The sequence below is a fragment of the Mesorhizobium shonense genome, from assembly GCF_040545255.1.
GTDB lineage: Bacteria > Pseudomonadota > Alphaproteobacteria > Rhizobiales > Rhizobiaceae > Mesorhizobium > Mesorhizobium shonense.
Genome location: NZ_JBEPLM010000027.1, coordinates 1 through 18,604 on the forward strand (window position 1 = coordinate 1; position 18,604 = coordinate 18,604).

Annotated in this window: 16 protein-coding genes and 3 pseudogenes; 8 read left to right on the top strand and 11 right to left on the bottom strand. The window is 58.5% G+C overall.

From position 1 onward, the window contains the following. Positions 1 to 1,745, top strand: a 1,745-nt coding sequence (locus tag ABID26_RS34690; RefSeq protein WP_354418015.1) for a class I tRNA ligase family protein, incomplete at its 5' end; no start/stop codon positions are given. Between the two features lie 188 nt (positions 1,746 to 1,933). On the opposite strand, the gene ABID26_RS34695 is transcribed toward ABID26_RS34690, so the two are convergent. From ABID26_RS34695 to ABID26_RS34735, 9 genes and pseudogenes are all read right to left on the bottom strand, one after another. Continuing rightward, positions 1,934 to 2,701 (bottom strand): sulfotransferase, encoded by a 768-nt coding sequence (locus tag ABID26_RS34695; RefSeq protein ID WP_354418017.1) that lies wholly within the window; start codon positions 2,699 to 2,701, stop codon positions 1,934 to 1,936. A gap of 211 nt (positions 2,702 to 2,912) precedes the next feature. After that, a complete protein-coding gene (locus ABID26_RS34700; RefSeq protein WP_354418019.1) occupies positions 2,913 to 3,701 on the bottom strand; it encodes an ABC transporter permease in 789 nt (262 codons plus the stop codon). Positions 3,702 to 3,704: 3 nt separating this feature from the next. Further along, entirely contained in the window at positions 3,705 to 4,613 is a 909-nt protein-coding gene (nodI, locus tag ABID26_RS34705; RefSeq protein ID WP_354418021.1) for a nodulation factor ABC transporter ATP-binding protein NodI, read from the bottom strand. A 10-nt stretch (positions 4,614 to 4,623) separates the two neighbouring features. Further along, positions 4,624 to 4,998, bottom strand: a pseudogene (locus tag ABID26_RS34710) (carbamoyltransferase C-terminal domain-containing protein); the annotation flags it as partial. 12 nt (positions 4,999 to 5,010) lie between these two features. Further along, a pseudogene (locus ABID26_RS34715) lies at positions 5,011 to 5,112 on the bottom strand (carbamoyltransferase N-terminal domain-containing protein); the annotation flags it as partial. A gap of 13 nt (positions 5,113 to 5,125) precedes the next feature. Next, positions 5,126 to 5,772, bottom strand: a pseudogene (gene nodS / locus ABID26_RS34720) (nodulation methyltransferase NodS). A gap of 10 nt (positions 5,773 to 5,782) precedes the next feature. Next, entirely contained in the window at positions 5,783 to 7,126 is a 1,344-nt protein-coding gene (gene nodC / locus ABID26_RS34725) for a chitooligosaccharide synthase NodC (RefSeq protein WP_354418023.1), read from the bottom strand. 15 nt (positions 7,127 to 7,141) lie between these two features. Beyond that, positions 7,142 to 7,801: a chitooligosaccharide deacetylase NodB gene (nodB, locus tag ABID26_RS34730; RefSeq protein WP_354418024.1), complete on the bottom strand. Its 660-nt coding sequence runs from the start codon at positions 7,799 to 7,801 to the stop codon at positions 7,142 to 7,144. After that, a complete protein-coding gene (locus ABID26_RS34735) occupies positions 7,798 to 8,388 on the bottom strand; it encodes a NodA family N-acyltransferase (protein WP_354418026.1) in 591 nt (196 codons plus the stop codon). Before ABID26_RS34735 ends, nodB (ABID26_RS34730) begins: the two co-directional genes overlap by 4 nt. Positions 8,389 to 9,197: 809 nt before the next feature. Between ABID26_RS34735 and nodB (ABID26_RS34740) the strand changes: the two genes are divergently transcribed. The 4 genes from nodB (ABID26_RS34740) (at position 9,198) to ABID26_RS34755 (ending at position 13,192) form a co-directional block, all read left to right on the top strand. Then, the gene (nodB, locus tag ABID26_RS34740; RefSeq protein WP_354418028.1) at positions 9,198 to 9,857 is read left to right on the top strand and encodes a chitooligosaccharide deacetylase NodB; all 660 of its coding nucleotides are present in this window, start codon (positions 9,198 to 9,200) and stop codon (positions 9,855 to 9,857) included. 281 nt (positions 9,858 to 10,138) lie between these two features. Continuing rightward, positions 10,139 to 11,050, top strand: a complete 912-nt coding sequence (locus ABID26_RS34745) for a LysR family transcriptional regulator (RefSeq protein WP_354418030.1) — start codon at positions 10,139 to 10,141, stop codon at positions 11,048 to 11,050. Between the two features lie 702 nt (positions 11,051 to 11,752). Beyond that, positions 11,753 to 11,935, top strand: coding sequence for a phosphopantetheine-binding protein (locus ABID26_RS34750; RefSeq protein ID WP_354418032.1), 183 nt, complete (start codon positions 11,753 to 11,755; stop codon positions 11,933 to 11,935). 48 nt (positions 11,936 to 11,983) lie between these two features. Further along, positions 11,984 to 13,192 carry a beta-ketoacyl-[acyl-carrier-protein] synthase family protein gene (locus ABID26_RS34755; RefSeq protein ID WP_354418034.1) on the top strand — a complete coding sequence of 403 codons (1,209 nt, stop codon included), beginning with the start codon at positions 11,984 to 11,986 and terminating at the stop codon, positions 13,190 to 13,192. Between the two features lie 165 nt (positions 13,193 to 13,357). Here ABID26_RS34755 and ABID26_RS34760 read toward each other — a convergent pair whose 3' ends face one another. Both ABID26_RS34760 and ABID26_RS34765 read right to left on the bottom strand, forming a co-directional pair. Then, a complete protein-coding gene (locus tag ABID26_RS34760) occupies positions 13,358 to 13,738 on the bottom strand; it encodes a thioredoxin domain-containing protein (RefSeq protein ID WP_354418036.1) in 381 nt (126 codons plus the stop codon). Positions 13,739 to 13,932: 194 nt separating this feature from the next. Beyond that, positions 13,933 to 14,712, bottom strand: coding sequence for an AraC family transcriptional regulator (locus ABID26_RS34765; protein WP_354418038.1), 780 nt, complete (start codon positions 14,710 to 14,712; stop codon positions 13,933 to 13,935). Between the two features lie 132 nt (positions 14,713 to 14,844). Between ABID26_RS34765 and ABID26_RS34770 the strand changes: the two genes are divergently transcribed. The 3 genes from ABID26_RS34770 to ABID26_RS34780 all read left to right on the top strand — a co-directional run bounded on the left by ABID26_RS34770 (position 14,845) and on the right by ABID26_RS34780 (position 18,576). Next, positions 14,845 to 15,795, top strand: a complete 951-nt coding sequence (locus tag ABID26_RS34770; RefSeq protein WP_354418039.1) for an aldo/keto reductase — start codon at positions 14,845 to 14,847, stop codon at positions 15,793 to 15,795. A gap of 635 nt (positions 15,796 to 16,430) precedes the next feature. Next, positions 16,431 to 16,568, top strand: coding sequence for a hypothetical protein (locus tag ABID26_RS34775; protein ID WP_354418063.1), 138 nt, complete (start codon positions 16,431 to 16,433; stop codon positions 16,566 to 16,568). 274 nt (positions 16,569 to 16,842) lie between these two features. Beyond that, positions 16,843 to 18,576, top strand: coding sequence for a type I secretion system permease/ATPase (locus ABID26_RS34780; protein ID WP_354418064.1), 1,734 nt, complete (start codon positions 16,843 to 16,845; stop codon positions 18,574 to 18,576). Positions 18,577 to 18,604: the final 28 nt, after the last annotated feature.

Here is an 18,604-nt window from a genome sequence, read left to right on the forward strand (position 1 = left end):
GCTGTGCTGCTAACCACGCTCGTAAGGACGACCTTAAGAGCGCAGCCTCGCTACCGTGCCATGCTCGCGCAAGGCGGCCTTCGCCGGAGGCGTACATTTCCAGGAAGGAAGCGACGGCAAAAGACAGACCGTTGTTGCTGGTCCCCGCCATGCTTACCCCGAACGGGCACATGCACATAGGTCATGCCTCAGGACCGTTCCTCCACGCGGATGTGTTGCGCCGAATTGCTGAGACAGGCGACCGAGAGGTCTTCGTGCTGCAGGGCACGCACGGTCATCTTGAGCACATTGCAATTGCGGCCGACGCTGCAGGACTGGAATACTACCAGCTCGCGCAGAAAAATACGGCTTCTTTCCAGGAGGCTCTGGATCGGCTCAACGCAGTCCCGGATATTTTCCTTGGGACAGAGCCAGACCGCCGCGGCAAGGCGGTCGTTCTCGAGGTCTTCAAGCGACTTTGTAGCAAGGGCCTGATCGCTGAAAGAGAGCATTTGGTCCCATATGACGTCGAAAGCGGGCGCTTCAGGGTCGACGCCTTCGTCCACGGCAAATGTCCCTATTGCGGCGGCTACGCTTCCGGCCATGAATGCGAGGATTGCGGCGCGCTGGTCCTCGATGCCGAACTTCAGGATCCGGTTGATCTCGAGGGGCGTTCCCTGGAACGTCGCCCCCTGAAGCGCCTTTTCCTGAATCTCGCTCCAATGCATGACGCGCTCGAATCCTTCGCCTCGCGGTCCTTCCTGCCCATTTACGCCAAGCACTACATCGAATCCTGGCTGAGCCGGGGGCTTCCGGAAGTCTGCATCTCTAACCCAAACCGAGAGGGAATCCGGATTCCAATCCCAGGATTTGAGTGTCAGCGGTTCAACATCACCATCGAACACGTGCCTCGGCACTTGCTTGCCTTAGAAATGATAAGGGAAAAGAGCGGATGCCCTGTCTTGTGGTACCAAATTCCGCGGGACGAGCTGCCGGAGCTGAACATTCTTTTCGGGGCGGACAACGCCTTCGGACGCTTGTTGGTCATTCCCGGCGTACTTTTGGCGCTTGATCTGCATGAGATGCTCCCTCGACGGATTTTCGTAAATCAGATGCTCACTCTCGATGGGAGGAAGTTCTCAACATCACGAAATCACGCAATCTGGGTGAACGATATCACTGGAAAAGAAACCGGCGAACCGCTTCGCTTCTACTTGTGTCGCCGGCGCCCGGACGGTTGTGTTGAGGACTTCTCCCTGAGTTCTTACGAAAGCTGGAAACGGAATTTCTGGGACGAACGGCTGTTAAGATCGACCGGGAAGGCTAACCAGGTCATCGAGCGGGTCGCAACTGACGAGCTCCCTTGTCCTGGCCAGTGGTCAGCCACCGACATTGCGTTCCTGGCGGAGTGCAGACGCTTCAATGCAGAAGTGCGAACGCGCTTCGAAGCCGATTACCCGGACGTCCGTCAGCTGACACGTGCAATCGAGGCGTTCGTCGACGCAATCGACCGCTATTCATGTTCAGTGCTGCACGTTCCAGCTGCAGCGAAGGAAAACGAGGCGCTTGACCGGACCGCGGCCCGCGCAGTGACCTTCGCGCTTGTCGGACTCTGTGTCGCGGCCTACCCACTCATACCTGATTTCGCCGTCCGCATCGCAGGGAGTCTTGGGCTGGGGGTTCCCAAGCTCAGCTGGTTAGACCGCGACTGGATGGCCGAGCCAGTGCGTCTGCCTGAAAGCATTGGCGCCAGAGGCGGTGAATAGCCGGTAAAATGATTTCGGACTTACGCGGAGCCGCACATCGAGGAGCGGGCGCCGGGGAAGGCGCGCCAGGAAACGTCGGCGACACGTCTGATGTGGACGCCGATGCCGGTCGGGCCATACGCTCCATCCGTTCTCCAGCATAGTGGCCTTCGGTGTTCGCGTGAGTTTTTTATCTTTCGATAAACCTGTCAGTCGATCGCCACTGCCCTTCCCCTCTCGCCGACGTCAAAGAATCTCGCGTAAGGTCCGTGCGAGAAGTGGCGGCGCAACTCATGAAAATTCTCGATCGTTTGCTCTAGCGGTCGCATTTCCTGGCGCTGAAGCGTCGCCGTACTGGAAAATCGAAGCGCCGGAACGCCTAAGAAATCCCAAATCGCTGCCAAGCATGTGGCAGGTTCGCGCAAAAGGCACTCGTACTCGATCTCAAGCATATTGCTCTTCGTGAAGGATCGCACGACCCGAGCGTGGAAATCGTCGGCAGCCTTGAAGTATGCCTCACAGTCGGCGGTCGATAATCTAACTTGCGGCGGCGGAGCATCATTGTCCGACCTGAACTTCAGCCATTGGCGCGTTTGTCTCGCCTGTACCAGTGACCGCAGCGATTCCAACGTATTTTCGCGAACCACGAGGATGACTCTGAGGCCCGGCCAGCGTGTCAGCTCGGCAAAAAAACCCGGACGATCATGAAATTGAGGTTCGTTGACCTTGCAGCCCACATGCGTCGCCTTTTTGTCGCTCTGCGCGGGACAGCACGAGTAGGCAAGCTCAAGCAGCTCTCGATCGCTGCGAAGCAGACGATGCTTATCAGGCCAAGTCGTGGCATATGGATTGAGCAGCTCACCGTTGCTCAACACATTCGGATGCGCGTTCAGCAATTCTTCCAGGTAGTGCGTGCCAGTTCTTGGCATCGCCAGGATCACGAATGGCGCAGGCGGCGGTATGTGGCTATCAGTCATTGCGTGTGTTCCTAACCAGCATTAGTCGCGGCAGTTCGGGTGGCGCTTCGGACGAGATGCCTGATTGCTATCTTCGAGACTGCCTCGCTCAAGGATGTTCGCAACCGGTCGGACTAGCTCGAACTCAAGCAAACCGTACAATCGGAGGGATAGCACCACGGTCTGCGCTGACAGGGGCGAGTGCCCAAGCCTCGGCACCGACGCAGCAGCGTCAGCGCATCAGGCGCCGACGCAACAGCGCCGCCGACAAGAAGAACGGCAAAACCGCGTAGACGCAAAGTGTGGTAATATGCAGGCCGAGGCTTTCAGCCGGGCGGCCAAGCATGACTGAGCGGATAAGGTCGACCGAGTGAGCCAAAGGCAAGAGGGACGATACCTGCTGAAATGCGCCTGGCATTTGGCCGACCGGAAAGACGGCCCCGGACAGGAACAGCATAGGCGTGAGAACAAGCGTTTGGTAAAATACGAGACAGTCGTAGTTGGGCGCAAGCGCCGCGACGATCATGGCTAGACTTGCGAAAGCAAGCCCAGTTAGGGCGATGATTGGCAGCGCGTAGAGAAGGGACGGCCACGCGGCATAGCCGAGTGTGGCAGCAACTAGCGTAATCGCCGTACCGGCCAGAAGAGACTTGGTGCCGGCCCAGGCTAGTTCACCAAGTACGATATCGCCGAGCGTGAGCTGAGTGCACAGCATCGCTTCCCAGGTGCGTTCTCCTCCCATGCGAGCAAAAGTCGAGTAGATCGTTTCGTAGGTCGCCGAGGTCATCGCGCTTACCGCGGCCATGCCGGCCGCCAGAAAGGCTACGTACGAAGTGCCTTCAACACGACCTATCATTATCCCGAGGCCAAAGCCAAGGGCGAACAACGAGATCATCGGCTCAGCGAGGTTCCCGAGAACCGCCGCAAGGGCAATTTTCTTCCAAGCCAAAAAATTGCGGCGCCACACTGCAACCCAATTCCAGGCATTGGCGGGCATAACGGCCAAATAACCTTCGGTCATTGTTCAGTCCTTCATCTCGCGCCCGGTCAGCCGCAAGAAGACATCCTCGAGATTCGGCGGACGCTGCAAAAGGCGCAGACCAGCAACCCCACGCAGCTGCGTGAGCACCTGCTCGGGATCGGGCGCATAGCAAAAGAGGGTTTCGCCGCTCAGCTCGATGCGTTGCGCGTACGGCTTGACCAGCGATCTCAGTTCATGTGGATTGCCGCCATAGACTTCGACCACCTGGCAGCCGATCTGCTCGTCGATCAACGCGTGTGGTCGCCCTTCGGCGATCTTGCGCCCCTGCTCGAGCACACACAGCCGGTCGCACAACCGCTCGGCTTCCTCCATGAAGTGAGTGGTCAAAAGTATCGTTTTGCCCCGCGCCAACAAGGAACGCAGGCGTTCCCAGATCAGGTGGCGCGCCTGTGGATCGAGGCCAGTGGTCGGCTCGTCCATGACCAAGAGTTGCGGATCATTAATCAGCGCTCGGGCTAGCGTCAGGCGTCGCTTCATGCCGCCGGACAGTTCGGCGACGCGCGCATCCGCCTTGTTCTCGAGGCGGGCGAACTCGAGCAGCGATGGGCTGACCGCTTCAACCTCGCGTTTGCTCATGCCAAAGTATCGCCCGAACACCAGCAAGTTTTCACGTACCGTGAACCTATGATCAAGGTTGTCGAACTGCGGGACCACGCCGATGCGTCCACGTGCCAAACGGGCACGTGCCGGCACTGGCACGCCAAACACGGTGATCTCGCCTGCGTCAGGCGTTGCCATACCGAGGAGCAGCCGTGTAATCGTGCTTTTGCCCGCGCCGTTCGGCCCCAGCAGCCCTAAGCACTCTCCCGGTGCAACGGTGAATGACATGCCATCGACAACGACCCTTTTGCCATATGATTTCGTCACGCCGACGAAGTCGATTGCCATCATGGTCGCGCACTCACACCAGCGGAAGGGCGCCGTCGACCGGCGATAGTTCAGTTTCGGGAATTTCGGTCAACAGCACGCCATCGGACCATATGTGTTCAATTCGTCCCCAGCGGCAGGCTGCGGCGGCACCCTGAAAGGACCCACGTCCATGGTGGTTGGCACTCGTATTGCAAACCAGCGGAATGCCCGTGAGTTTTTCATATTCGATGAGTAGCTCGGCCACTTTGTGCTCAGAGGTTCTGGAAATGGTCTGCAGTCGCACGAAACCGTCGAGATGCACGACAGCGGGGACTTTGTCCCGCCATTCCGCCCGTGTCTGATGCTCGAACAACATGTAAGGATCCGGCGTTCCGGGGCTGAATATTTCCGGCGCGCGGTCCTCAAGACCTCGTCGGTTATTGTCCTCCCGCTTCTCCTGTTCAATGCAAAAGACGAGTTGTCCGTCCTCGACAAGGCCGACCGGCCCGTCATGCGTCAGCTTGATACCACAAATGCGCATAATGCTGCCTCGTCTAACGCAGGCAATTCGACAGATCCGGAGGCCGAACCGGACTCCGAAAACGGGCGAGCAAGCAGTCTTGGTTGGGGGTGTCACCCTGGCACTGCAGATAGTCGACAGCGATCAACGTCTCGTTCAGCATTGCCATGACAGTTTCGGCACCAGCGGCGTGACCCCAGCGCCGGCAAGTGGCATCGCGCGCCGATCCGAATACCAGGTGCCCCCCTGGCGCAAGCATGCGCGCAAGGTTGCGGATGGCAGCGCGCATCTCGGCAATGCCATTTAGGTAATAGAGAACCTCCGCCACGACGATCAGATCGAACGGTTCCTCAGTCGAGAACTGTTGAACATCGGAGACTACCCAGGTGATGTGCGGTAGGTCCTTCATCCGTCTGCGCGTTCGATCAATCGCGCGCGGCACGACATCGATTACTGTAAGCCGTTGGCAATGGGGCGCTAGCCTTTCCGTGAACGCGCCTCCCGCACACCCGACTTCAAGTGCATTTGTGATGGATCCATGCAAAAGCGACAGCCGCAGCATTTGCGTGTGACGCTCCCGCTCGAACGGATTGGCATCGAGCAGCCACGGATCGTCTGCGGCCAATTCCCGATCCAACAATCGATGATTATTGTCAAACTTCAAAATTCGTCTACCTCGATACCGCAACCATTACTCGTCGGAAGTCACCAGCACCGAACAGTCCGGTGCAAGATGGCGCATACGATTCTGCACCGCATCTCCCGACAATTTTGTAGTGCTTGATTCGGTGGTCAGGTTCTGGACGGGAGCCTGTTTCCCATCCTTAACTGCCACGGTGGCAGCGAAGCTGCGCGACAGCCAATCGCTGTTGCTCAACGTACACAACGCATAGGCTTTCAGGGGGATCAAGAGAAAGACGTTGATGAATGTGTGGACAGAGAAGCCTATAAATCGAAGTTGGCGAGCACGAAGAGCCACCACGCTGCAGCGAACGATGGTCATGAATACAATCATCAGGATTGTCCACCATGGCACGGTGCCCATCAGTAGGAACTGCGCGAGGCCTGTTAGCACCGATACGGCGAGTAGTAGCGGCCCGAGATTCTGTCCCACCACGTCCAATGTCAGAAAGCGGTTGAGGCCCGGTAGCAGATTCAGTGCAAGCCAGGTGTCCCGGAAAGTGCTGCGTGCCCACCGGAGTTGTTGGCGCAGATAAGCCCCTAGGCTATCTGGAACGACTGTTGCCGCGATGGCGTCCGGGACGTACTCAGTTCGAAGGCCTGCTTTCAGCATTAGGATCGTAAGATGGCGATCTTCACCGAAGTCGCTTGGCTTTCCCCGAAATGTTTGGGTCTCATACTGATCCAGCAGCAAAAGGAGTGCGGATCGACGGTACATGGCACACGGGCCGCAGCAGCACATTACGGCGCCGAAGCGAGCCTGCGCTGCGCGTTCCTCGTTGCAAGCCAGCCAGTACTCCATATCGATCAACCGGGTCAGCCAGGTGTCGCTCCGGTTGCTGGCTGTCAACTGACCCATGGCTGCGCCGATCCCCGGATCTTGCATCTTCAGCGCAAGCTTTGTGACGACATCGGACGCTAGCATCGTGTCCGAGTCGACATTGAGCACCAAATCTCCAGATGATCGGCGTATCGCGGCGATCTGTGCCTTGCGCTTTCCGGCATTTTTGGGGAGCAGAATGAAGATGAAGTTCGGGTGGCCCGCGAAGCTCTGGTGAACGGGCCTAACGGCGTCCCGATTCCCAGAACCGTCATCAACAACATAGACTCGCAGTTTTCCGGCGTAGTCCTGGTTTGCAATCGACGTGAGGCACTCGAAGAGTGTGCGCGGGTCCTCGTTGTAGCAAGGAATGATGACGTCCACGCTCGGCCAAAGATCGGGACTGGCTAGGTTGTCCGAGACCGATGAAACGCTCGCCGGCCGGGCATAAGCGGCCTGCATGCTCTTATATGTGGTCGAGAGCAGCGCATAACACGAGATGGTGACAGTGCTGACTGTGCCAAGAAGGTCCATGAGATCTTTGGTTCGTTAGTGTTGTTGGGGGAGCGAGCGCATTACAAAGCCGCGGTCGTGCAACGCTGGAATTATGCGCGAGAGGGCCAGGATGGTTTGGCTTCGCAAGCCGGCGTCACTGCCCGGCTTCATCTCGCTAGGAGGGCACCCGTCGTGCAAGAGCACGATTGCGCCCGGCCGGACGGAGGCCAGCACTGCATCGACGATTGCATCGACACCGGGACTAGACCAGTCTTGCGGATCTGCCGACCAGTGGACAGCTGACAGCCCAATGCTGGCCGAAGAGGCGATCACTTGTTCGGTCCAGATGCCATAAGGAGCGCGCATGTACCGCACCGAGGCTCGAGGGCAGGCCGCTTTGATGGCTCTGTTAGCCTCGAATATCTCACGCTGCACTACGCCGGGTTCGCACTCGGACAGATCAGGGTGAGTCATCGTATGGTTAGCTACCTCGTGCCCTTCCGTGATCATTCGTTGGATTAGTGCCGGCTGGTCTGCCGCGTACGCGCCAATGACGAAGAAAGTCGCCGACACACGGTGTTGCGCCAGCACGTCGAGCACCTTCGGTGTGCAAAACGGATGAGGGCCGTCATCAAACGTCAAATAAACGCTAGGTTGCCCGGCACCGTTAGCGCACTCGCTGTACACTTCGGAGAAGCAGTCGAGGTGGCTCAAAGCTCTGCTCCGTTCCGATCAATCATCTCGCCGGCGGGCCAATCGGAGATCGGACGTCCAACTGGCACGACAACGACGAGTGAGTCGTCTATGCGCGTGGGCGGTTTGTCGAGAAGCGCGAAGTGAAGGGTGGAGCGCACGCGAATGCCCGACTTGACGACCAGCAGACCGTCTCGCCCCAATCTTGCAACGTGTTTATGCAACGCAGGCCGAACCGTGCCGAAGCCGAATGGAACCCCGAGTTCCTGCAACACGGGAAGCACGACGCGGAATGAACTGCTGATTCCGCGCCCCTCGAGATCCCGACGAATCCCGTACAATCCGAGTTCAGCCACCAGGAGGTCAGCGCCATCGATTTTGATGAATCGGCGCAGCAAGCCCATGTGTGCCGCAATACCGCTCGAGTCATACGCGATCGCACGGAACTCGGGTCTAGCTCCGGCCCAACTTCGGCTGCCTTCGAACGGCTTGGCATTAAAGGCGCCGGTCGGTCCGTAGGTCCTTCGAAAGAATTCGGCGAGTTCGATATGGTCGGAAAGTTCCAACTCGCTTTCCCAGCACAGCTTCCACCGCACTTGAGAGCGCATACAAAGACTCCTTTTCTGATACTTCCCGAGGGCACGCATCACGCGTCGACGCCGCGTGATCCGGTGCGAGTTCAGACGCTGCCGTCGGCGATCGCGATACTAGCCAATTGAACTGGCCGAACCTCGTACGACGGGGTTCCAGCGCTGATGGGCTCTCTCAAACTTGCCGTCCTTCCTGAGCCCATACCCTTCATTTCGGGTTCCTAATGCAGCACCACCACCGATTGGTAAAATCGATTGTTTGGATGGTTATTATTCGCTCGGTGGATGTCAGGGTCGAGGCCTTCCAAGGGTCCTGACGCTCGTGATCGGCTGGCCGAAGTTGGTGCTGTGCAGCGCCGGAATACGGCTCGGGGACTGTCGACTGCCGTGCACTGGACCCCAGGGATATCAATCCACAGCGCGGATGGGATTTATCCAACCAATCAATTTGACTGATTGCGCTGAATCCTGCATTCATGATCGGACAGCAACGCAAGTTGAGCGAGGTACAAACCGGGGCCCGGGAAGAAACGGCTCTGAAAGAGTTCCTGCCCAGTCACGTCAATAACTGACATGCACCATAAGGCTTGCCGTTTCACTAAGTTTGTCGCCATAGACCCACTGGCGGCCGAAGTATAATCGCACCCAATGCAGGTATGCATGGAACAAGCTGGCGCTCAATTCGAGGTCGGGTCAACCCTTCAAAAGGCGTCACCCGATTTGCCTCAAAGCCCACGGAAAACGCAGCTGTCGCTGTTACACCGGTTGAATGTTCAACGCCCGATTGGCCTGCCGGAGCGACAATCGACCGGAACGGACTAGAGCCAATGATACATTCCGACTGGTTATGGGATGTGCGCAGTGAGTGCGACGACTGCATCGGCCACCGCAGTATATATTTGACTTTTGACGACGGTCCTCACCCGCTTTGCACACCGCAGATCTTGAATCTGCTCGCTCAACATCGGGTCCCGGCGACGTTCTTCGTCATTGGCACCTATGCCTTGGGCCAGCCGGAGCTAATTCAAAGAATGGTCGCGGAAGGGCACGAGGTAGGCAACCACACGATGACTCATCCGGACCTGTCTAGATGCGGGTTCGACGAAGTGCAGCGTGAAATATTTGACGCAAATGCGGCTATTATGATGGCTTGCCCTCAAGCGTCAGTTCGGCACTTGCGCGCGCCATACGGGAACTGGACCGAAGAGGTCTTTGCCGCGTCCGCCATCGCTGAACTGGCAGCTATCAAATGGTCGGTTGATCCGCGCGACTGGTCTCCCCCCGGGGTGGACACGATCGTCGAAACGGTGCTGGAATCGGCCAAGCCCGGCGCAATCGTCCGCTTGCACGACGGGTTTCCTCCCGACGAGCTGATAGCCGGATCTGGTTCAGGTCTGCGCGATCAGACCGTCACGGCGGTATCCCGTCTAATCCCAGCTTTACTTGAGCGCGGATTCCAAATCCGCTCGCTTCCTCATTTTGATTGAAACGCACCGCCGGCTAACTCCGCTCATCGGAGAACTCGCTCGTTAACCCGGATCCGAAGCCCTGTGCTCAATGACGTGCCGTCCCGATCCTGACGCGGCCGCTGGGGCGCAGGACTCTGCAGCACATCTCGGGCCGGAGCTAATGAGCTCCCGGGCGGTCGGCTGCTTCATTTTGCCTCCCCTATTTGCATTTAAAGACACTTTTCAAATGTGACGTCTCATGACATTAGTGAAATCTATTGCTTGGATGACATGCATCCATGCGCCAGATTGGAATTGGAATGCGGTTCAAGGGCCTTGATCTGAATCTCCTCGTCGCGCTCGACGCTTTGATGGCCGAGCGTAACCTCACAGCGGCTGCTCGCAGTATCCACCTTAGCCAACCAGCCATGAGCGCGGCTGTCGCCCGGCTGCGCGGCTATTTTGGTGATGAGCTTTTTACAATGAGAGGCCGTGAACTCATCCCGACACCGCGAGCCGAGGCGCTCGCCTCGCCAGTCCGCGAGGCGCTGCTGCATGTACAGCTCTCGATTATATCCTGGGAGGAATTTAATCCGCGGAAATCCGATCGCTGTTTTAGGATCATGCTTTCCGATTACATGACGATCATTTTCTTTCAGAGGGTCATTGACCGTGTTGCGCGAGAAGCTCCTTTCGTCAGCTTCGAACTCCTGCCTCTCGTTGACGATCTGGATGAACTCTTCCGGCGCGGTGACGCCGATTTTCTGATACTCCCTGAATTGTTCCTGTTAAACGGGCATCCAAAAGCGAGGCTTTTCGACGATACACTCGCCTGTGTGGGCTGTCGGACAAACAAGGAACTGTCGAGAAAGTTCACATTCGAGAAATATATGTCAATGGGCCACGTAATGGCCAGATTTGGACGTTCGCTCAGGCCATCCATTGACGAGTGGTTTTTGATCGAGCATGGCCTCAAGAGGCGGGCCGAGGTGATCGTGCAGGGGTTCAGCCTGATCCCTCCGATGCTACCGGGCACCAATCGCATTGGGACCATGCCCTTGAGGCTGGTTGAGTATTTCGCAAAAACGCTACCGCTGCGCGTCGTCGAACTTCCGCTCTCGTTGCCGGTGTTCACTCTGGCGATGCAGTGGCCTGCGCTTCAGAATGGCGATCCGGCAAGCATCTGGATGCGGAAGATTTTGTTGGAGGAGGCGTCTCGACTGGCGACATAGCCGAAGGCTGCGGTATGATTTGCACAACTTTGGATCTGCTCAGCGTTTCAGCGGTGTGCTTTGTCGCGAGTGGCCGCCTGTCATCTCCGCCAGGAGGCGCAACTGGACACTTGCCGGTTCCCTGCCCGGCGCGGGCCGCAGATCAATACGAGCCAGCCGTTTCGCTGGCGTAAGAGCCTTCCCGCTGAGCGGAGCCATCCCTGCTGCCGTTGGTGCCTGTGAGGCCAGCGACGGAGCAGTATCGGGGACGGTCGGCACGCCTGCCGGCGCGGCATGGCCGGATTCGAGATCGAGCTGGTCGGTCACTGCGCATTCAGGTCGACCGCGACGTCGATAAGGCTACGCGCAAGGCGGCTCAAGCGAAAGCGCAATATGACTGCGTGTACCCTGATCGACTAGCGATACTATTCCCCGCGTCCTGAAATTCCAACACATCACTATGTACAGGAAAACGCGATTTGTGAACGACGCCCTTCAAAATGCGTATTCCGGTAATGCTGGACGGCATTTCCAACCTGACGCCGGTCGCAAACAAATAGTTCGGAGTCCGCCTCTGGCCCATATGCGCCCCATCCATTTCTTGAATGCTTCTTATCCAAAATATCAATTTCCCTGACAGCGCCGAATTTTGCATCATAACAATGCTGATTCTTTCGCGTCACCGAGATTCATGGTCGGCCGCCAGACGGGAGCTTAAAAGGCATGACTGACCAGCTTACGACTGAAGAGCACGCTGAACCGGATGCGAATCCGATCACGCTTGAGACGAAGCTCACTGATTTGGGCATCCATTCGCTGGAAATGGCGGACATCCTGTTTGATCTTGAGACCAAATACGGGATCCACATCGAATCGGACCTTACTGACGTGGAGCAATTCGCATAATATGGGCAGCGTGGTCGAAGCCGTCCGTGCGCTTAATGAGCACTGACGATGAACAAGCGCGTTGTTATCACCGGCATAGGCGGGATTTGTGGGCTCGGCAGCTGTGTTGCCGATATTTGGGCCGCCATGTGCGAGGGCCGTTCAGCAATCGGCGTGTTGAGCAGTCCCTGCCTGCACGACATCACCGCGCGCACGGGATGCGCGATCCGCGATCTTCCTCAGCATGAGATCGAGCGCAAGCAAATTCTTTCGATGGATCGGTTCAGTGTGCTTGCAGTGCTTGCCGCTCGCGAAGCAGTCCAGCAAGCAGGGCTGACCGCGTCTGACAAAAACCGCTATCGCCTGGGTGCGACGGTCGGTGTGGGCGTCTGCGGATGGGAGGCGATTGAGCAAGACTACCGGGCTATGCTGCTCCAAGGCAGAAAGAGGACCGGGGCTTTCACCGCGCCTAAGGTCATGCCAGGCGCTGCTGCTAGACATGTCAGCATGGACCTTGGACTGCGCGGTCCCGTCTACGGCGTCACTTCGGCTTGTTCCTCCTCTAACCATGCCATTGCCTCCGCCGTCGACCAGATCAGATGTGGCCGCGCTGATGCGATGGTGGCAGGTGGCGCCGATGCGCCATTGATTTGGGGAGTAGTGAAATCGTGGGAGGCTATGCGCGTGCTATCGCCTGACACTTGCCGGCCTTTTTCCGCGAATAGGCAGGGCGCTGTTCTCGGCGAAGGCGCAGGCATGATACTCTTGGAAAGTTACGACCATGCCCGAGCCAGAGGCGCTGAAATATTGGCGGAATTAGCCGGTGCGGGCCTTTCGGCCGACGCTTTCGACATCGCGGCACAGACCATCGAGGGTCCCGAGGCGGCGATCCGCGCTTGTCTAGCCGATGCGGGTCTGGTTCCGGAGGAGGTCGATTACCTGAACGCTCACGGCACCGGCACTAAGCCAAACGATCAGATCGAGACCGCAGCAATCAAACGAGCGTTCGGCGACCACGCCTATCGAATGTCGGTATCCTCGACCAAATCAATGCATGCCCACTGCCTCGGGGCCTCGGGTGCACTGGAGCTGATCGCCTGCGTGATGGCAATTCGGCATGGCATCGTACCGCCTACCGCCAACTATGAGCAACCAGATCCGGATTGCGATCTAGATGTTACCCCCAACGTGGCGCGGGAGCGGAAAGTCAAGGTGACGCTTTCCAATAGTTTTGCGTTCGCGGGTACCAATGCGGTGCTGGCCATCAAGGCGGCGTGATTGTTTCGATCCGTGATAATATTGGTTGCGGTCAATCGTGAAGTGGGTGGCCGTCCCTGCCCCGATCTTGGAGCAAAACTCGCGGCAGCGATCAAGAAATAGCCCTGGAGAGCAGATCCGGGAAAAGTGCTTCGCGCTTCCTGGATTGCGAATGGGCTTATCAGCTCAGGCAGCTCGGTCGGGTGTCCGTATGGATGCCCGGCCGATTTTCTTGCGCGGTATCGATAAACAAGCGTAGCCATTTTGTCCGCGGTTCTTCGATGGCAATGCGCCCATCGAACACGAAGTGGGGAACAGAGAGCACGCCCACCCGCGCGGATGGGCCGCCTCCTGCGCGACCCGCTTTTGTTGCGCGGGATCACGAGCGATCGCGCGGGCTTCGGCCGGATCGAATCCGCAGCATGTCGCGATGTCGGTCAGCACGTCGACGGTGGTGATATTTCGCATTGACGAAACGGAGCTTGCTGATTGCGACTGTGGGCCGATATTGCGTGCCGCGTCCGCGCGCGCCAGGATCTGGATCACCTGGGCGAAATTGAAGCCCATCGTGCGCTGCATGAGGAGAAGGCAAAGCAACTGCACAACTCGTCGTGAGCTTTTCCGCTCGCCCCACGAGGGTTCCTGCTTGTGCCCGGCCGGATCTACGGCCCTGGAGCAACGATGCTTTGCCTCCCGGCATCCTGCCGGGGCGGTGCGCCGAATAGCCGCTTGTACTCGCGGCTGAACTGCGAGACGCTTTCCTAGCCTACCGCGTAGGCCACCGTCGCGGCTTCCGAGCGCTTCGTTATCAGGCGTCGACGTGCGTCATGCAGACGGATTTGCTTCTGGTACTGCAGCGGGCTCAATCCGGTAATCGCCTTGAAGTGGCGATGGAACACCGACTCGCTCATACCGGCCACCCTGGCCATGGCCTCGATGCTCAGATGCTGCGCGTAGTGCTCGCGAATCCATGCCATGGCCCGCCGGATGTGTGACAGGCGGCTGCCGGTGCCGGCGATCTGCCGGAGCAGCGCCCCTTGTGGTCCCATAAGGAGGCGGAACATGAGTTCGTGCTCCCTGTGACGCGCCATGACCGGGATTTCACTCGGGCGGTCCAGAAGTTCCGCGAAGCGTCGCCAAGCTTCGATGAGTGCCGGCCCTGCGGGGCTAAATCCAAACCCCTTATCCATCGGCAGCTCCGGCATGCCGCCCATCTCCAGAAGCAGCGTCGAGATCACCTCCGGATCGATGTAGAGGTTGATCGCGACATAGGGCTGCTCGGGTGAAGCCTCGCTGATCTGCCCCATGGCGGCGAGTTCGGCCGCCACCACCATGCAGTGCCCGGCGCCGTACTCCAGCACCTGGTCTCCGATGAAGACCTGCTTGGCGCCTTGCAGGACGAAGCAGACAACCGGGTCGTAGACCAACCAGCCGGGCTCTGAGGGACGGTCGAAGGTGCTGACGCTGACCCGCGGCATTTTCGATTGCGGCCTGCCGGCATGGCGCAGGGCAATGGCTTTGAGTTGGGCAAGATCGGTCATGAGACTATCTGCTCGGGTTCACCTGGAAACGTCAAGCGATCGGCAGGATTAGGCAATGAACCGGCAGGATCGGGCATCGCTCGGTCGCGTGTGAGAAGCGACACTGGGACATAACAGGAAAGGACGTTCACGATGCAGCAGCGCAAGCTTGGCCGCCACGGCCTGACAGTCGGAGCCATTGGTTACGGTGCCATGGGGACCGCCATCGGTTACGGGCCCAGCGACGACAAGGAATCGATCACGGCCATCCGCCGCGCTCATGAACTGGGCGTCACCCACTTCGACACTGCCCGCATGTATGGCTGGGGTGAAGGCGAGAAGCTGCTGGGTATTGCCCTGCGGCCGATCCGCGACCAGGTGACGATCGCAACGAAGTTCGGCCTGACCGAAAGCTATGCCCCCGACTCCCGGCCGGAGACCATCCGCCAGGTCGTGGACTCTAGCCTCAGGAATCTGGGCGTCGAGACCATCGATCTGCTGTACCAGCACATCCCCGACCCCGACGTCCCGATCGAAGACGTCGTGGGCGTGATGCAGGAGTTCGTCCAGGCGGGCAAGGTGAGGTATCTCGGCCTCTCCAACTCGGACGAGGACACCATCCGTCGCGCCAGCGCTGTCGCCCCTATCTCGGTGCAGCAATACCAGTATTCCATCTTCGCCAGGGATGTGGAACCGCTGCTGCCGGTCCTTGAAGAACTGGGTATCGGACTGGTTGTATACTCGCCGCTGGCGCGCGGTTTCCTTACTGGCCACGTAACATCTCGCGACCAATATGCCGCCGATGACTTCCGGCAGAATCTCGGATGGTGGGCGCCAGGGAATTTCGGCAAGAACATGGAGATCGCGGAGGAGCTTACGTCACTGGCCACGGCCAAAGGCATCAGCCTCTCTCAGCTTGCCTTGGCCTGGCTTTTGGCGCGAAAGGTCTACATCGTCCCGATCCCAGGGGCTCGCAACCCGCAACGTGTGGCGGAGAACATTTCGGCTGCCGAACTCATACTGACGGATACTGATCTCAAGCGGATTGACGAGATCGCGCCGAGCGGGGGCGTCGGCGGGCGCATCTGGGAGGATCAAGGGTAAGCTTAGCCATCCGACAGAAGGGTCCCGGACAACTCGATTGGACCCAAAGCGCACGCATAGCAGCTGTCACCGATTGAATGTTCAAGGGCTGATTGGCCCGCTAGCGTGACGGTTAGGGAAGTTGCGCGGGCCGCAGATCATACGAATCAGCTGTCTCGCTGGCGTAGAGCTTTCCCGCTGAGAGGTGCCAGCCGTGCTGCCGTTGGTGCCTGTAAGGCCAGCGTCGGAGCAGATTGGGGAACGCCTGCCGGCACGGCACGGCATGGCATGAAACGAGATCGCGCTGGTTGGCCGCCGTTGCATCCGGGTCGACTGGGGCCCTTGAAGCACTGGGACTCGTTTCCAGTCAGCCTACGGGGCAGCGGGGCGTAGAGCCAATCCAGCTTCGAGGGTGTGATGTGGCGCGCTACCAAAGGCATCCAAGGAGTGAATGCATGATATCCAATCAATCGATTTTACAAATTCGAGCAGCGACACAAGAGTGCTATGAATCAATCGCGAGGAGCATATGCGGTGGCAAAGCCTATCGAAGCTGGGCCCGCAGCCAATACCCCGTACGGCAGTAGCGGTGACGAGTTAATCTTAGATTTCTCCAAGGTAATGCTCGGATCGACGGCCGTGCTGGCACAAACTCCATCTCGGCCGGTCGGGGCGTCGACCGAGCCTTCGGCGGCGCGGACAACGACAAAGTCTTCGGCGGAGAGGGCTTAATTATCTTTTCGGCTACGGTCGAAATAAACCTCGCATGGAGGATGACGACTGAGCGCTGTTAACAGTGTGGCAGACATCGAGGCGTTGCATCTGACTGGGTCCTACTTCACTTTCGTCTCCTCCAAGACGCCAGGACTAAGCATTCCCGCGCTGAGCATCCGCCGTGTGTCAGGAGTTAGTGTCGCCGGTGACGTAGGCCGGTTCTGCGGGCCCATAAAGTGGCAGATTCCAGCCCAACGGTGCTTATGAACGAAGGCCTTTCCTGGTGGTCCCTTCTTGAAAATCTCAGCGAGCAAAGAGCAGTCGCCCTCGAGGCCTTTCGCCCTAACGGCCACCATTTGGGCAATTTTCTCAATCAGTGGCGTGATCAACTTGCTTGCGCTGACTTCGCCACTGTTCATGCTGCAGGTGTATGACCGCGTTCTGGCGAGCGGCAGCGTACCGACGTTGCTGGGTCTCGTCGTGCTTACTGCGGGACTTTATGCATTCCAATCCCTGCTCGACATTCTGCGCGCACGCGTACTGCTGCGGATCGGCGAGCGTTTCGACGGGGAGTTTTCCGGACGCGTTCATGAGGCAATTGTTCGCTTGCCCCTTTTAACACGCAGACCGGGCGATGGCTTGCAGCCGCTTCGCGACCTCGACAACGTTCGCGGGTTTCTAGCCGGAAACGGCCCCGCGGCGTTCTTCGATCTGCCATGGATGCCGCTTTATCTCAGCATTTGCTTCCTTTTTCACTTCTGGATCGGCATGACGGCGCTTGTCGGGGCGGTCCTCCTGGTTTCCCTAACGGCTCTAACTAACGCATGCTCCCGGCGGGCCACACGTGATGCAGTCAACCACAACATGGTCCGCAACGGCCTACTGGAAGCGGCGCGCCGCAATGCCGAGGTCATAGAGGCTCTGGGCCTTGGAAGCCGGATCGCTGCCCGATGGCATAAGGTGAATGCCAAATATCTTGCTGCCAATCGTAAGGCCGGAGATGTGGCAGCTGGGCTCGGCGGGATTTCAAAGTCGCTACGCATGATGCTGCAATCGGCGATCCTCGCCGTTGCCGCCTACCTCGTGATCGCACGTGAAGCTACCGCTGGGGTGATGATTGCCAGCTCCATTATGATGGGCCGGGCCTTGGCTCCAGTCGATTTGGCGATTTCAAGCTGGAAAACTTTGCTTGTGGCGCACCAGAGTTGGGCACGGCTGAAGGACCTCATGGCCAAGATGCCTCAAACCGCTTCGGTCATGCCATTGCCCGCTCCTGAACGCGAACTGCGCGTCGAAGGCGTGATGATCGTCCCACCCGGCGAGAAGAAACCCACCGTGGCAGGCGTTGCGTTTGCCGTTCGAGCGGGAAGCGCACTCGGGGTTATCGGCCCATCGGGTTCTGGCAAGTCAACTCTCGCGCGCGCCATCATCGGCGCCTGGGGGCCCTCCTCCGGAAAAGTTTGCATCGACGGCGCGAGCCTCGATCAATGGAACCGAGAAGCACTGGGCCGCCATCTCGGTTATTTGCCTCAGGGCGTTGAATTGTTTGACGGAACCATCGGCGAAAACATCTGTCGTTTTGATGACAATCCTGATTCTGAGGCTATCGTGGCTGCGGCAAAAGCAGCGGGTGCACACGAACTGATCCTCAGATTTGAACATGGCTATGAAACTCAGATCGGTGAAGCTGGCTCGGCACTTTCCGCCGGGCAGCGTCAGCGTATCGGTCTTGCCCGAGCTCTTTATCGCGATCCCTTCCTAGTCGTGTTTGATGAACCCAATGCCAACCTTGATGCGGAAGGCGAGGTCGCCGTGGTCGAGGCGATCAATTCCGTTCGTGTGCGCAACGGCATTGCCGTTGTCGTCGCACATCGCCCCAGCGCCATCGCCGCCGTCGATTGCATATTGATGCTCGAAGGTGGGCGCCAAAGAGCCTTCGGTCCGCGCGATGAAGTGCTTTCCACTGTCTTGCAGAGAAGAGCAGCGACGCCGCCACGAACTGAATCCAAGGATGTGTCTGCGACCGATGTTGGGAAGGCATCTGCTCGGGGGATTGCGTCTGCGTCCAAGGGCGCTGTGTCCACATAAAGACCTAGGCTGCCCCGATTCGAGGATT

What these genes read in the sequence shown, in the direction of transcription:
- ABID26_RS34745 (WP_354418030.1), top strand. Translation starts at nt 10,139, where the DNA reads ATGCGGTTCAAGGGCCTTGATCTGAATCTCCTCGTCGCGCTCGACGCT.
- ABID26_RS34760 (WP_354418036.1), bottom strand. Translation starts at nt 13,738, where the DNA reads ATGGGCTTCAATTTCGCCCAGGTGATCCAGATCCTGGCGCGCGCGGAC.
- ABID26_RS34700 (WP_354418019.1), bottom strand. Translation starts at nt 3,701, where the DNA reads ATGACCGAAGGTTATTTGGCCGTTATGCCCGCCAATGCCTGGAATTGG.
- nodI (WP_354418021.1), bottom strand. Translation starts at nt 4,613, where the DNA reads ATGATGGCAATCGACTTCGTCGGCGTGACGAAATCATATGGCAAAAGG.
- ABID26_RS34765 (WP_354418038.1), bottom strand. Translation starts at nt 14,712, where the DNA reads ATGACCGATCTTGCCCAACTCAAAGCCATTGCCCTGCGCCATGCCGGC.
- ABID26_RS34735 (WP_354418026.1), bottom strand. Translation starts at nt 8,388, where the DNA reads ATGCGCTCTCAAGTGCGGTGGAAGCTGTGCTGGGAAAGCGAGTTGGAA.
- ABID26_RS34755 (WP_354418034.1), top strand. Translation starts at nt 11,984, where the DNA reads ATGAACAAGCGCGTTGTTATCACCGGCATAGGCGGGATTTGTGGGCTC.
- nodC (WP_354418023.1), bottom strand. Translation starts at nt 7,126, where the DNA reads ATGGACCTTCTTGGCACAGTCAGCACTGTCACCATCTCGTGTTATGCG.
- ABID26_RS34750 (WP_354418032.1), top strand. Translation starts at nt 11,753, where the DNA reads ATGACTGACCAGCTTACGACTGAAGAGCACGCTGAACCGGATGCGAAT.
- ABID26_RS34770 (WP_354418039.1), top strand. Translation starts at nt 14,845, where the DNA reads ATGCAGCAGCGCAAGCTTGGCCGCCACGGCCTGACAGTCGGAGCCATT.
- ABID26_RS34695 (WP_354418017.1), bottom strand. Translation starts at nt 2,701, where the DNA reads ATGACTGATAGCCACATACCGCCGCCTGCGCCATTCGTGATCCTGGCG.
- nodB (WP_354418028.1), top strand. Translation starts at nt 9,198, where the DNA reads ATGATACATTCCGACTGGTTATGGGATGTGCGCAGTGAGTGCGACGAC.